The organism is Neobacillus sp. NPDC093182, assembly GCF_044754045.1.
Genome location: NZ_JBIVOI010000027.1, coordinates 33,236 through 46,505 on the forward strand (window position 1 = coordinate 33,236; position 13,270 = coordinate 46,505).

A 13,270-nucleotide genomic window follows, 5' to 3' on the forward strand; every position below is an offset into this window, starting at 1 on the left:
TTTGTCTTGTTATGAGGGACGTGATCTACGTGGTGCCACCCTCGTTTGCTGCTTAAGGACGCAGCCTCAATAGGTTAACGGGATATCCCGGGCATTCCTACTAAAATTTCAGTCTGCCAGTTCAGAAGGGCTGGGCAAAAATTTAAGAAATTGCACCGGTTCACAGCATCCACCGGCTCTCTGAAGCATTCTCTTAATGCCGTCTTCATCATCACTTTTAATTTGGATATTTACCTGAATTTAAAGAATATTCTACATCGATACCTTTAATATTGTAAAGGGTTAAAATGAATAATTTTTCGATTATTCAAATTTAAAATTTTTTTAAAAAAAGCGAGGCCAATACTGATACGGCATTAAGCGATTACATTGAATTTTTTAAAAAATTAGTCTATTGTAAATATATTGAGAGAATAATATAATGTCTACTATATAAAGACAATTGTACGTATGTGGTAGACAGAGCGGGAGGGACTATTATGAAAGCAATCCAAATTGGGTTACTCGGTTTAGGAACAGTTGGTTCAGGGGTTGTAAAAATTATCAAAAATCACCAAGATAAATTAATGCATCAGGTCGGTTGTCCTGTTGTCATCAAAAGAATCCTGGTCCAAAATATACATAAAACAAGACCGGCTGAAGTGGATCCAGCGTTGTTAACATCTACCCCATCTGATATCCTGCATGATCCTGAGATTGATGTTGTGATTGAAGTGATGGGCGGGGTCAACGAAACAAAGGAATATTTGCTTAGTGCCCTCCGTCAAGGAAAGCATGTGGTAACGGCAAACAAAGATTTAATGGCTCTTCATGGATCAGAATTGTTAACTGTGGCTTCTGAAAACAGCTGTGATTTGTTTTATGAAGCCAGTGTAGCTGGCGGTATTCCCATTTTAAGAGGGCTGGTTGATGGTCTTGCCTCTGATCGGATTACGCAAATGATGGGTATTGTAAATGGTACTACCAATTTTATTTTAACAAAAATGAGCCAAGATGGGTTAAATTATGAAGATGTTCTGAAAGAAGCACAAGAGCTGGGCTTTGCAGAAGCAGACCCTACTTCAGACGTTGAGGGGTTAGACGCCGCTCGTAAAATGACCATTTTAGCAACTTTAGGATTTTCAATGAATATAGAGCTTGATGATGTACAGGTTAAAGGGATATCCAACATCACAGAAGAAGATTTACGATACGGTAAACAGTTAGGCTATACAATGAAACTGTTAGGATATGCCCACCGAGAAGGGGAAAAAGTAGAGGTAAGTGTTCAGCCTACATTCTTGTCCGACAACCATCCATTGGCTTCGGTTCAAAACGAGTATAATGCTGTTTATGTCTACGGCGAAGCTGTTGGTGAAACAATGTTTTATGGACCAGGTGCAGGAAGCCTGCCAACTGCGACAGCTGTTGTTTCAGATTTAGTCGGAGTAATGAAAAATTTACGACTAGGAGTGAATGGACGCAGTGCAGTTACACCACAGTATCCTAAGCGCTTAAAGGATGATAATGAAAAGTACTCTAAATACTTCTTGCGAATCCATGTACAGGATGAGGTTGGTGTATTTGCTGAACTTACCTCCATTTTCGCGAAGTATGGTGTCAGCTTTGAAAAAATATTACAGCTTCCAGTTAAGAAAAACGAAACTTCAGAAATTGTCTTGGTTACACATAAAGCGTCACTTACCAATTATGATGCAATTCTTTATGAATTAAATGATTTATCAGCGGTTAAAGAAATTAAAAGTGCATACAGAGTGGTGAGAAAATCATTATGAGATGGCCAGGATTGATTGAAGCATATAAAGAATTTCTACCAGTAAGGAATGAAACACCTCGTTTAACATTAAATGAAGGAAATACCCCGTTAGTAAAATTAGAGCGGCTTTCAAAGGAATGGGATGTTGACCTTTACGTTAAGCTTGAAGGAGCAAATCCGACGGGGTCTTTTAAAGATCGTGGAATGGTTATGGCGGTAGCAAAGGCGGTAGAATCCGGAAGTAAAACAGTAATCTGTGCTTCAACAGGAAATACTTCTGCCGCAGCTGCTGCCTATGCAGCGCGGGCAGGATTACGCTGTATTATTGTTATTCCTGAAGGTAAAATTGCCTTAGGAAAGCTTGCCCAAGCCATGATGTACGGAGCAGAAATTATTTCAATTGAGGGCAATTTTGACCAAGCATTACAAATGGTTCGTAATATTAGTGAGGAAGAACCAATAACCTTAGTGAATTCAGTCAATCCATTCCGTTTAGAGGGACAAAAAACCGCAGCGTTTGAAGTATGTGATCAGCTGGGGTCTGCACCCGACATTTTAGCGATACCAGTTGGAAATGCTGGTAACATTAGTGCTTATTGGAAAGGCTTTAAAGAATACGCAGCTCATAAGGGAACGGGACTTCCGAAAATGTATGGATTTGAAGCAGCAGGGGCGGCAGCACTTGTTCATAATCGCGTATTTGAAAACCCAGAAACCATTGCAACAGCGATACGAATTGGAAATCCGGCAAGCTGGGACTTAGCGGTTTCTGCAGTTGAAGAATCCAAGGGTCTATTTGATGAAGTCAGTGATGATGAAATCGTAGCCGCCTATAAAAAAATTGCCGCTTCTGAAGGAATCTTTGCTGAACCAGCTTCATGTGCGTCGATCGCTGGTGTGATGAAGTCTTTACAAAAAGGCAAAATTGAAAAAGGATCAAAAATCGTTGCTGTTCTAACGGGAAATGGCTTAAAAGATCCGGATACGGCAATTCAAAGCAGTCTCGTAGATGTGAAAAAATTGCCGAATGATGAGCAAGCAGTGACACAGCATATCAAGGGAGTTGTCAATCGATGACTCTAAATGATGGGAAGTTCGTAATTAAAGTTCCAGCAAGCTCTGCTAATCTTGGTCCAGGTTTTGATTCAATTGGTGTTGCACTTACACTATATTTAAGTTTAGAAGTAGAGAAAAGTGAGAAGTGGGAATGCTATTCCACATCAGAGGAGTTAAAGGATCTGCCATCAGATGAACAGCATTTTATCTGTCAAATTGCTCTGCAAACAGCCGCTAAGTTTGGAAAGGAATTGCACCCTTGTAAGATAAAGGTAGAGAGTGACATTCCACTGGCACGCGGCCTTGGTTCAAGTGCATCAGCTATTATTGCCGGCATTGAGCTTGCTGATTATGTTGGAGAGTTAGGATTAACAAAACAAGATAAGCTATTACTTTCTACAGAGATTGAGGGTCATCCAGATAACGTTGGCGCATCTTTATACGGAGGCCTTGTCATCGGCAGCTATCAGCAAGGTGAGGTAGATATTATCCCTATCACAGCGGTTTCTTTTGAAATGGTTGCTGTAATCCCGAAAGAAAGCTTATTAACGAAAGATTCGCGTGGTGTCTTGCCAGCGGAATTTTCGTATTCAAATGCTATTCAAGCTTCCTCTACCGCTAATGTTTTAGTTGCAGCACTTCTCAGTCAAAACTGGGAATTAGCAGGTAAAATGATGGAAATAGACCTTTTCCACCAGCCTTATCGGAAACCGTTGATTCCTTTTTACGGTGATGTAGAGAATGTTGCTAAGTCTGAAGGGGCGTTCGGTGTTGCCTTAAGTGGGGCAGGTCCAACCGTTTTATGTTTTTGTGAAAAAGGAAAAGGTCAATCGCTGGAACAATCCATTCGATCAGCTTTTCCTGACATGACAGCTAAACTGCTTAGCATAGACTATACAGGAAGCAACGTATCCAAAGTCAATAATTGAATAGTGAAATAGGGCCGAGGTAGACTCGGCCCTTAAATTATTTGTAAATAAATACTACCCTTTAACTCCTTGCAGCCACTCCTGATAACATTCATCACAAAGGATCTCATCTCTTTCAGTGTTGGAACTTAAAAATGTAACATAATGATGTTGTTTTTCCTCGATTTCATTTACACAATAGAAACATTTTTCCTGCATATTCCTTTCTCCTTTTCCTAGAGATTTCCTTAGTTTTTCTTGAAAATTATTTTTGTTACATAGAAAAATTCCCCACTTTATTAACAGTTGAGTGATTTAATAAGATAAACTACAAATAACCAGAATGAAAAGGTGGATTAGCATGAATTTTATTAATAAAGTAGTCGTTGTAACTGGGGCTGCAAACGGAATTGGACGCGGCATTGCTGCTGCTTATGCCGAAAATGGAGCAAAAGTATTGCTTGCTGATGTCGATGAAACTGCAGGTAAACAGACAGAATCTGAACTTAATCAAATGGGGGAAGATATCCTTTTTGTAAAAACAGATGTTAAAGCAGAGGGTGATATCATTAACCTTATGGAAACAGCAAAAAAGACCTTTGGCCGGATAGATGTGTTAATCAATAATGCTGGCAAAGGGTTATTTAAATCACTGTATGAAGTAACGGTTGAGGAATGGGATGATATTATCCAAACAAATTTGAGAAGTGTTTTCCTATGTTCACGGGAGGCAGCAAGGTATATGCGTGAGAATCAAGAGGGGGGAGCCATTGTTAACATTGCTTCGACTCGAGCAATCATGTCTGAGCCAAATTCAGAGGGCTATGCAGCGACAAAGGGAGGAATTGTTGCGATTACGCATGCTCTAGCCTCATCTCTTAGCAATGACAAGATTACTGTAAATGCCATTTCACCCGGCTGGATTCACACAGGCGACGACTCACAATTAACAGAAATTGATCATAATCAGCATTTTTCTAAACGTGTCGGTAAGCCAGATGATATTGCGAGGGCATGTTTGTATTTAACAGCAAGAGAAAATAATTTTGTAACGGGGATTAATCTAGTAGTAGATGGTGGTATGACGAAAAAAATGATCTATGAGGAATAAGACCTGGTGAATTTTGAAAAACGTATTCTGCCACTGGGGTCTATTATATGGTAAAATAGTGTAAAAATTGAAAAAATAGAAAGGAGGATAATAAATGAAGCTGCCTATTATTCAAACAAAACTGCGAATCCCGGTTGTTAAAGACGAATTTATTAGACGGGCAAAACTTACTAGGAAAATGAAGAAAATACCTGAGTTCCCTTTGACCATTATTCATTCGGGTGCTGGTTTTGGAAAAAGTACGGCACTGGCTTTGTTTATGAGGGATGAAAAAATCCCGGGCTGCTGGTACTCCATCTCATCAATGGATGACGACATCCTTCCATTCCTTTCCTATATCATTCATTCGATTAGAGGGTGGGTCCCTGAATTTGGCCAGGAAATTGAAAAATATATCGAAACCATGGACCGATACATAAGGGAAGAGGATTTGAGTTATTTATGCACCTTGTTTATAAATGAAATCCTTGAAATGAATTCTGATATTACGTTAATTTTGGACGACTATCATCAAATCGAGCACTCCTATACGATTAACAGTTGGATTGAAAAATTACTGCAGCATATTCCTGCTAATTTACACTTAGTGATTTCGAGCCGCAGCCGGCCAGGCTGGAAGCATTTGACGAAAATGAGGGTGAACGGGCAGTTATTAGAAATTACACGAGAAGATTTAGTGCTCACTATTGAAGAAATGGAGTTATTATTAACCGACCTTTATGGGCTGGAAATAGAACCTGCTCACCTGCAAAGTATCTATCAATTAACAGAAGGCTGGATTATTGCATTGTGTATGATTGCACAGCAGATTCCACTTACTGGAGATATCTCCGCCCTTTTTGAACATTCTACCTATTCACTTCAGGACTTATTCGACTACTTAGTCATGGAAGTCTTTTCAAAACAGCCGCCAATCATTCAGCAATTTTTGGAACAAACATCTATCTTAGATGTAATGGAAGAAGAGCTTTGCGATGAAGTAATTGGAATTCATGGTGCTTCTAACATGCTCGAACAATTAAAGGAAAGAAATTTGTTTATCCAAAAGATTGGATTAAAGCATTATCGCTACCATGCCCTTTTTAAAGAGTTTTTAGAAAACGCTTTCCTGAAAAATAACCCCGCTGCCTATTCGACACTGCATGAGAAATGTGCAAGATTCTATGAAAAAAGATTGTTGTGGGAAGAGGCCCTCTATCACTATAAAAAGATTAGTCATTTTAAAGCAATCGCATCCATTTTGCAGGACCATGGTGTTAACATGCTTGAGGACGGGAAGCTAAAAAGCTTGTCTGATCATTTAATGTTGATCCCTGTAAAGGAGTTGGACACTTATTATCTACTCTGGTTTTTAAAAGCAGAGGTACACCGATATCGATCCCATTATAAAGAGGCAGAGAAATGTTATGATAAAACCTACTTAGAGGCCGAGAAGAGGAAGGATTATCTCGGGATGAGCAAGGCATTAGAAGGAAAAGCAAAAATATATTTAGATACTATCCAGCCTCATCAAGCAGAACAGTTATTATATAAAGCCATTGAATCCAGAGAAAAAAGTATGTGTCCCGAAGAGGAAAAGGCGAAGCTATATTATTTGCTCTCTGAAAATCTTCTGAACGCTGGAAAATCAACCAACGCGGAAAAATGGCTCCAAAAGGCAAAGGAGTCCAGCCCGTCCATATTGGATGGAAATATGGAAGCAAGATTGTATTTAAGAACAGGCCGGTTTGAGAAAGCAAAAAAGGTTCTTTACAATCAAAAAGAAGAATTATCAGTACAAAATGGTACCGCTCTACCGAAGTCACACAGAGAAACCGATTTGTTATTGTCCTTAATAGAAGCCTTTACGGGTGAAGGATTAAATGCAAAGGATTTAGCACAAGCAGGCATACAACAAGGTATTAGTTTAAAAGCACCTTTTGTGGAGGCGTGCGGCTGGATTCGGATGGGGCATGCTGTCCAAATTCTTAATAAATATGATTCTGATTTAGCTGAACAGTGCTACAATACAGCTTTGGATATTATGGATACGCTTAATGTAGAGAGGGGAAAAGCCGAGCCATTAATGGGGCTTTGTATCCTGTATGGAACAAGGGGAGAATACGAGCGTGCCCTAGAGGCAGGAAAAAAAGCATTGCTGGAAACGGAAAAAGTACAGGATATCTGGCTTTCCGCTTTTATCAGTCTGTGTATGGGGATTACTTGTATTTATAATGAAAGAGTAAATAAGGGACTAGATTACTTAGAAAAAACAAGAGCATTATTTTATCAATGTGAGGATTCTTTTGGACAAATGTTATCCAGTTTCTGGCTCGCCTATATTTACTTTCTAGAAAAAGAAGAAGATATGTTTAGACACACAATCGATAAGTTTTTATCTATGATTCAAACCTATGAATACGAGTTCTTTTTCCATAAGGTGTCATTATTTAGTCCAAGGGATTTGCAAATGGTCGTTCCATTGTTAATAGAATGTTCAAAAGGAGACATTCAACGTTCATATGCTATAAAAATCCTTCAGGATATGGGGATTACAGGCTTGGAATCACATCCTGGATATTCAATCAGAGTTCAAACACTGGGACATTTTAAAGTTTGGCTTGGGGAAAAGGAAGTTGGCGAAAAAGATTGGCAGCGTGAAAAAGGCAAGGAATTGTTTCAGCTCTTTATTACCAATTACGAACTTATTTCTAAAGAGGAGATACTCCAAATTCTTTGGCCGAATCAAGACACAAAAAATGCAGACCGTGATTTTAAAGTTGCATTAAATAGTCTTCATCATGTTCTCGAGCCAATGCGGAAGGCCAGGGCAGCTCCCTTTTTTATTATAAGAGAAGGAATGTTTTATGGCTTAAATCCTCATGCAAAAATTGAATTAGATACCACTCAATTTCAAACATTGATCCAAAACGGGCTAAATGAAACATCCCAAGAAAAAGTGATTCCCCTTTTGGAAAAAGGCTTAAAACTTTATCAAGGGGAATACCTGCCGGAACGTAGATATGATGATTGGTGTATAAGTAAAAGAGAAAGTATGCTGGTTTATTTCTTACGAGCTGCTGAAAAAATTGCACAAATCATGGTCCGTCAAGAAAATTATGATCATGCCATTTATTGGTGTGAAAAGATACTTAAGCGCGACCGCACTTGGGAAGAAGCCTATCGATTATTAATGTATTGTTACTATCGGAAAAACAATCGTCCACAGGCCATGAAATGGTTTCAAAAATGCAAGGTGGTGTTAGAAGAAGAATTAGGCGTATCGCCTCTAGAACCAACGAAACAAATGCACGAGATGATACTCGAATCAGAAAAGTATTTAGATCAAATTGAACAGCCTTAATGGAGGGCTGTTTTTTTGTTTCTTTGTCTAGCTCCAGCGCCTAGCCCCTCGAGGTCGCTTCGGTCCTGCTGATGAAGTCCAAAAGCGTGACTTCATCAACAGGCCCACCAGCGCTTGTCGGGGCTGAACGAGGCGCTTCCGCTTTTCCTTGTAACTTCGCTGTAACTCTAGTTTTCTATTATTAACTCAAAGCTTTGCATGTTTTTATTTTAAATTACAAGGGGGAAAAGAAGTGAAGGCATTTCGTGGAAAAGGGGTTTTGTTAGGATTTCTTATTTTTATTATGATTTTTGCTACAGCATGCAGCTCAGACAAGACTGAGGGAGATACAAGTGGTAATGGAGAAAAGGCCGAGAATAAGGAACCAATTAAAATAGGTGTTCTTGCTTCTACAACTGGTGCTCTTGAGTCTTATGGTAAACAAACATTAAGAGGTTTTGAACTTGGACTTGAATATGCAACGGAAGGAACCATGGAGGTTGCAGGCAGAAAAATTGAGTTTGTGGTTGAGGATACAGAAACGAAGCCAGAAGTTGCTGTCCAAAAAGCAACCAAGCTATTAGAAGAAGATGAAGTGGACTTCTTAGTAGGATCATCCAGCTCTGCAGATACATTAGCGGTCCTGCCGCTTGCTGAAGAATATCAAAAGATTATGATTGTTGAACCGGCAGCAGCCGATAGTATTACTGGCTCCGAGTTTAATAAATACATTTTCCGTTCAGCGCGAAACTCCTCACAGGATGCCGTTGCGGGTGCAGCTGCGATTGCTGGTAAAGGTGTAAAAATTGCTACCCTGGCTCCAGATTATTCATTTGGACGTGATGGTGTTGCTGCCTTCAAAGAAGCGGCTGAAAAGCTAGGTGCAGATATCGTATTAGAAGAGTATGCTGATCCAGCTGCAACCGATTTTACTTCAAACATTCAAAAAATCATTGATGCTAAACCTGATTATTTATTTGTTGTTTGGGCGGGTGCAAACTCTCCTTGGAAGCAGATTTCTGATATGAAGGTACAAGACAAGGGTATCAAAATTTCAACAGGTGCTCCGGATATTGCAGCTTTAGCTACTATGGAACCACTTGTTGGCATGGAAGGCTTTACCGTTTATTATCACGATCTGCCAAAAAATGAAATCAACGATTGGCTGGTTGCAGAACATAAGAAACGATTTAACGGAGAAGTACCTGATTTATTCACACCAGGGGGTATGAGTGCTGCGATTTCGATTATAGAAGCATTGAAGAAAACCGAAGGCGACGCCGATGCCGATAAACTAATTGAAACGATGGAAGGCATGAGCTTTGAAACACCAAAAGGAAAAATGACTTATCGCCCAGAAGATCACCAGGCACTTCAAGCACTATATGCCATCAAACTAGAAAAGAAAGATGGCGTACCTTACCCAGTCCCAGTACTAATGCGAGAATTGACACCAGAAGAAACAGCACCTCCAGTACGAAATTAAAAGGTGTTATTTTTAAAAAATATGAGGGTTCGACCTGTTGTTTTCGGTCACCCTCTTCCTTATTTCTATCTACAAGATTGGTGGTGAAAGCATGACAACCTTAATTGAAACAGACAATTTAACCATTACCTTTGGTGGACATACAGCCGTTGATTCCGTCAGCATTTCTGTTCCTGAAAAACACTTTAAATCAATCATTGGTCCAAATGGTGCCGGCAAAACAACATTCTTTAATCTTTTAAGCGGTCAATTAAATCCTACAAATGGAAAGATTTATTTTCGGGGAAAGGATATCACAAAACTTTCTTCAACGAAGCGAACGAGAGAAGGGATAGGTCGTTCTTTTCAAATTACCAATGTATTTCCTAATTTAACTGTCCTTGAAAATGTAAGGCTGGCAGTTCAATCTAGAGCCGGAGTTCGCTATCAGATGGTATTTCATTATAAAAAATATCGTGAATTTGAACAAAAGGCACTAGAATGGCTAAGGCTCGTGCTTTTAGACGATAAAGTGGACTCATTGGCGAGCAACTTGGCTCATGGGGAAAAGAGAAAGCTCGAAATGGCAATGCTCCTTGCACTTGAAACGGAGGTTCTTCTATTAGATGAACCGACGGCAGGTATGTCATTAGAGGATGTTCCGGCAATATTAGAAGTCATTAAAAGAATAAAGGAACAAGGAAATAGAACGATTATTTTAATCGAGCACAAGATGGATATGATCTTGGACTTATCAGATTCTGTAATGGTGTTATTTAATGGCAGGCTGTTGGCGGATGGAACACCAGAGGAAATTATGAAAAATGAAACAGTCCAATCTGCATATTTAGGAGGGATCAGCTTGTGAGCGAGCTGCTGAAGCTTAATAATATCGAGACGTATATTGGACAGTATCATATTTTACAAGGTGTTTCTGTTGAAGTGAAAAAAGGTGAGGTAACGGTACTGCTTGGAAGAAATGGCGCAGGAAAAACGACAACATTACGGACCATCATGGGCCTGAATCCAGCTTCAAAAGGAAGTATTGTCTACAAAGGGGATGATATCCAGTCCTTGCCAACGTATACCATTGCCCAAAAGGGAATCGGGTATGTTCCAGAGGACCAAGGAATTTTTGCTGGATTAACAGTCGAAGAGAATATGAAAGTAGCGATTCAAAAAGAAAACGAAGAAACAAATAAGCGGCTTGATTATATCTTAAATTTGTTTCCTGACCTAAAAAAGTTTTGGAAAAAGCCTGGCGGGTTACTGAGCGGAGGGCAGAAACAAATGCTTTCTATCGCCCGAGCCTATGTAAATGATAACGAACTGTTATTAATTGATGAGCCTAGTAAAGGTTTAGCCCCTATCGTCGTTGAAAAGGTGATGGAGTCTATCCTGCAAATGAAGGATCAAACCACCATCGTCTTGGTAGAGCAAAATTTCATGATGGCAAGTACCATCGGTGATTGTTTTTACATTATCGATGATGGCAGAACGGTAAGCAATGGAAGTATGAAACAACTAAAAGAGGATGAGGAAATGAAACGAAAGTATTTGGGAATTGCGTAAGAAAGGAGGAAAGGCTGGATGGAGCTTTTATTCAATTTAACTTTAAATGGATTGGCAACTGGCATGCTAATCTTTTTATTAGCAGCAGGATTAACGCTTATTTTCGGTTTGATGGATGTCCTTAACTTTGCCCATGGCGGTTTGTTTGCCTGGGGTGCTTACAGCGGTATATGGATTTATACCACTACAGGCAGTTTCTTAATCGGTATTCTTGGGGCGATAATCACTGGTTTTTTACTAGGGATTATTACGGAAAAGTGGATTATCCAACCCGTTTACGGCAACCACGTTCAGCAGATTTTAATTACTCTTGGATTAATGTTGGTTTTATCTGAGATGTTAAAAGTAATTTGGGGACCCAATCAATTAACAGCTAATCCTCCAGATTATTTACAAGGAAGCTGGGAAATAGGCAGCATGATTATTATTAAATATCGAGTATTTATCATCGTTGTTGGGCTGCTCGTTTTTGCAGGAGTACAATATTTGTTAAAAAATACGAAAATAGGTCTGGTGGTTCGGGCTGGAGTTATGAATAAAGAAATGGTTCAGGCATTGGGAATTAATATAAAGAAGGTATTCATGTTTGTATTTATGATCGGTTCTGGAATGGCTGCACTAGGAGGAGTACTTTTCGGACCATACTCCGGAGTCATTCACGCCGGTATGGGTATGGAATTTGCGATTTTAGCTTTTATTGTAGTTGTTATTGGTGGCATGGGAAATTTTACAGGATCTGTTATGGCCGCGATTTTAGTTGGATTATCAGGTTCGTTCATGGCGTATTATGTACCGGAATTATCCTTAGCAGTAAATATGCTTTTAATGGCAGTAGTGTTGATTGTTAAGCCACAAGGACTATTTGGCGGGAAGGGGTGAGCGTATGAAGTGGATTGTAAATAATCGAATGAATACTATTTATTTTATCATCGCTGCTTTTTTGCTTATCCTGCCCTTTGTCTACGAATCTAGGAATATGCTCATTCTTTTGACTCAGATTTTTGTATTTGCCATCCTAGCGATGAGCTATGATTTATTATTAGGCTTTACAGGAATTGTCTCCTTTGGGCATGCGATGTTTTTTGGCATCGGAGCCTACTCGATTGGGATATTCATGAAGCGTTTTGAACCTACAATGCTTCATTTCATTTATGCAGTACTGGCAACCGTTTTGATTACTGCAATCGTTAGTTTTATTGTTGGCTTGCTTACACTAAGGTTGAAAAGTCATTTTTATGCGATGTTAACAATGGCATTGGCGGGTTTATTTTTAGTCTTAGCCGAAAAGTGGCGGACATTAACGTTTGGAAATGATGGATTTACTTTTCGAGTACCGGAAGTTTTTATTGATCGCACTAACTTTTACATCATTTGTTTAGTCTCCATGATAGCTGTATTTATGATCCTAAAACGCTTTACGAATTCCCCGCTTGGGAGAGTGCTGCAGGCCATTCGAGAAAATGAACAACGAACAGAGTCTTTAGGTTATCAAGTATTACATTATAAGATTGCGGCTAGTGTGGTTTCTGGCGTGTTAGCGGGAATTGCCGGTATCTTTTACGCGATGTCCCTTCGATATGTGAATACAAGCGTATTCGCGATGGATATTACCTTAGATGCATTATTAATGACCATCATCGGTGGTGTTGGTACCTTAGTTGGCGCCATTATTGGTGCTGGACTAATTGAATTTGCTCATGATGGGTTAACAGAACTGGCAAAGGAGCACTGGATATTTGAGCGTTGGATTATTTTCTTTGGCATTATTTATATTCTAGTTGTCATTTTCTTCCCACTGGGTATTGTGGGAACATTAAGGAAATTCACATGGAAACGAAGAAAACAGGAATCTGCTAGGAAAAAAGAAAATTTAGCGGGTTAGGGGGAGGCTATATGGAATCATTACAAATTGCATCCTTCGTCGTTCGTTTTCAACTAGCGGCCGTTGAAAAAGAAACAGGTAAAAAACAATGGAGAATTAAGGTGACCCATGTGCAAGAAGAACGGGAAACATTATTTGAAACAATTGAACAAGCGACTGCTTTTATGATGTCGATGGTAGAAGACTCTTAGTTTAGGA

At 39.4% G+C, this 13,270-nt stretch carries 12 protein-coding genes and 1 other annotated feature; of the genes, 11 read left to right on the forward strand and 1 reads right to left on the reverse strand.

Annotation, left to right across the window (positions count from 1 at the left end):
• Positions 1-11: 11 nt before the first annotated feature.
• Positions 12-221 (reverse strand) — a binding site (T-box leader).
• 258 nt (positions 222-479) lie between these two features.
• Genes ACIQAA_RS30760 through thrB form a run of 3 tightly spaced genes read left to right on the forward strand, consistent with a single transcriptional unit; the run spans position 480 to position 3,741 of the window.
• Positions 480-1,775, forward strand: a complete 1,296-nt coding sequence (locus ACIQAA_RS30760; protein WP_402627272.1) for a homoserine dehydrogenase — start codon at positions 480-482, stop codon at positions 1,773-1,775.
• Complete coding sequence (thrC, locus tag ACIQAA_RS30765; RefSeq protein ID WP_402627275.1) at positions 1,772-2,833, forward strand: threonine synthase; 1,062 nt, start codon at positions 1,772-1,774, stop codon at positions 2,831-2,833. The genes ACIQAA_RS30760 and thrC overlap by 4 nt, the downstream gene beginning before the upstream one ends.
• Entirely contained in the window at positions 2,830-3,741 is a 912-nt protein-coding gene (gene thrB / locus ACIQAA_RS30770) for a homoserine kinase (protein WP_402627278.1), read from the forward strand. Before thrC ends, thrB begins: the two co-directional genes overlap by 4 nt.
• A gap of 54 nt (positions 3,742-3,795) precedes the next feature.
• Here the strand turns inward: thrB and ACIQAA_RS30775 are convergent, their stop codons facing one another.
• Positions 3,796-3,939: a hypothetical protein gene (locus ACIQAA_RS30775; RefSeq protein ID WP_402627280.1), complete on the reverse strand. Its 144-nt coding sequence runs from the start codon at positions 3,937-3,939 to the stop codon at positions 3,796-3,798.
• A 142-nt stretch (positions 3,940-4,081) separates the two neighbouring features.
• On the opposite strand from ACIQAA_RS30775, the gene ACIQAA_RS30780 reads away from it, so the two are divergent.
• From ACIQAA_RS30780 to ACIQAA_RS30815, 8 genes are all read left to right on the forward strand, one after another.
• Positions 4,082-4,831: a glucose 1-dehydrogenase gene (locus ACIQAA_RS30780; RefSeq protein WP_402627283.1), complete on the forward strand. Its 750-nt coding sequence runs from the start codon at positions 4,082-4,084 to the stop codon at positions 4,829-4,831.
• 94 nt (positions 4,832-4,925) lie between these two features.
• Positions 4,926-8,174 (forward strand): winged helix-turn-helix domain-containing protein, encoded by a 3,249-nt coding sequence (locus ACIQAA_RS30785; protein WP_402627285.1) that lies wholly within the window; start codon positions 4,926-4,928, stop codon positions 8,172-8,174.
• Positions 8,175-8,457: 283 nt separating this feature from the next.
• Positions 8,458-9,639: a substrate-binding domain-containing protein gene (locus tag ACIQAA_RS30790; RefSeq protein ID WP_402627356.1), complete on the forward strand. Its 1,182-nt coding sequence runs from the start codon at positions 8,458-8,460 to the stop codon at positions 9,637-9,639.
• Between the two features lie 91 nt (positions 9,640-9,730).
• The gene (locus tag ACIQAA_RS30795) at positions 9,731-10,486 is read left to right on the forward strand and encodes an ABC transporter ATP-binding protein (RefSeq protein WP_402627288.1); all 756 of its coding nucleotides are present in this window, start codon (positions 9,731-9,733) and stop codon (positions 10,484-10,486) included.
• Entirely contained in the window at positions 10,483-11,190 is a 708-nt protein-coding gene (locus ACIQAA_RS30800) for an ABC transporter ATP-binding protein (protein ID WP_402627290.1), read from the forward strand. Before ACIQAA_RS30795 ends, ACIQAA_RS30800 begins: the two co-directional genes overlap by 4 nt.
• 18 nt (positions 11,191-11,208) lie before the next feature.
• Positions 11,209-12,069, forward strand: coding sequence for a branched-chain amino acid ABC transporter permease (locus ACIQAA_RS30805; RefSeq protein WP_402627293.1), 861 nt, complete (start codon positions 11,209-11,211; stop codon positions 12,067-12,069).
• A gap of 4 nt (positions 12,070-12,073) precedes the next feature.
• Positions 12,074-13,072 carry a branched-chain amino acid ABC transporter permease gene (locus tag ACIQAA_RS30810; RefSeq protein ID WP_402627296.1) on the forward strand — a complete coding sequence of 333 codons (999 nt, stop codon included), beginning with the start codon at positions 12,074-12,076 and terminating at the stop codon, positions 13,070-13,072.
• An 11-nt stretch (positions 13,073-13,083) separates the two neighbouring features.
• The gene (locus ACIQAA_RS30815; RefSeq protein WP_402627299.1) at positions 13,084-13,263 is read left to right on the forward strand and encodes a hypothetical protein; all 180 of its coding nucleotides are present in this window, start codon (positions 13,084-13,086) and stop codon (positions 13,261-13,263) included.
• The last annotated feature ends 7 nt before the right edge of the window (positions 13,264-13,270 follow it).

Bases quoted from the DNA above. Each gene is read 5' to 3' on its own strand.
- ACIQAA_RS30810 (WP_402627296.1), top strand. From the start codon at position 12,074: ATGAAGTGGATTGTAAATAATCGAATGAATACTATTTATTTTATCATC.
- ACIQAA_RS30780 (WP_402627283.1), top strand. From the start codon at position 4,082: ATGAATTTTATTAATAAAGTAGTCGTTGTAACTGGGGCTGCAAACGGA.
- ACIQAA_RS30790 (WP_402627356.1), top strand. From the start codon at position 8,458: ATGATTTTTGCTACAGCATGCAGCTCAGACAAGACTGAGGGAGATACA.
- thrB (WP_402627278.1), top strand. From the start codon at position 2,830: ATGACTCTAAATGATGGGAAGTTCGTAATTAAAGTTCCAGCAAGCTCT.
- ACIQAA_RS30775 (WP_402627280.1), bottom strand. From the start codon at position 3,939: ATGCAGGAAAAATGTTTCTATTGTGTAAATGAAATCGAGGAAAAACAA.
- ACIQAA_RS30805 (WP_402627293.1), top strand. From the start codon at position 11,209: ATGGAGCTTTTATTCAATTTAACTTTAAATGGATTGGCAACTGGCATG.
- ACIQAA_RS30815 (WP_402627299.1), top strand. From the start codon at position 13,084: ATGGAATCATTACAAATTGCATCCTTCGTCGTTCGTTTTCAACTAGCG.
- thrC (WP_402627275.1), top strand. From the start codon at position 1,772: ATGAGATGGCCAGGATTGATTGAAGCATATAAAGAATTTCTACCAGTA.
- ACIQAA_RS30795 (WP_402627288.1), top strand. From the start codon at position 9,731: ATGACAACCTTAATTGAAACAGACAATTTAACCATTACCTTTGGTGGA.
- ACIQAA_RS30785 (WP_402627285.1), top strand. From the start codon at position 4,926: ATGAAGCTGCCTATTATTCAAACAAAACTGCGAATCCCGGTTGTTAAA.
- ACIQAA_RS30760 (WP_402627272.1), top strand. From the start codon at position 480: ATGAAAGCAATCCAAATTGGGTTACTCGGTTTAGGAACAGTTGGTTCA.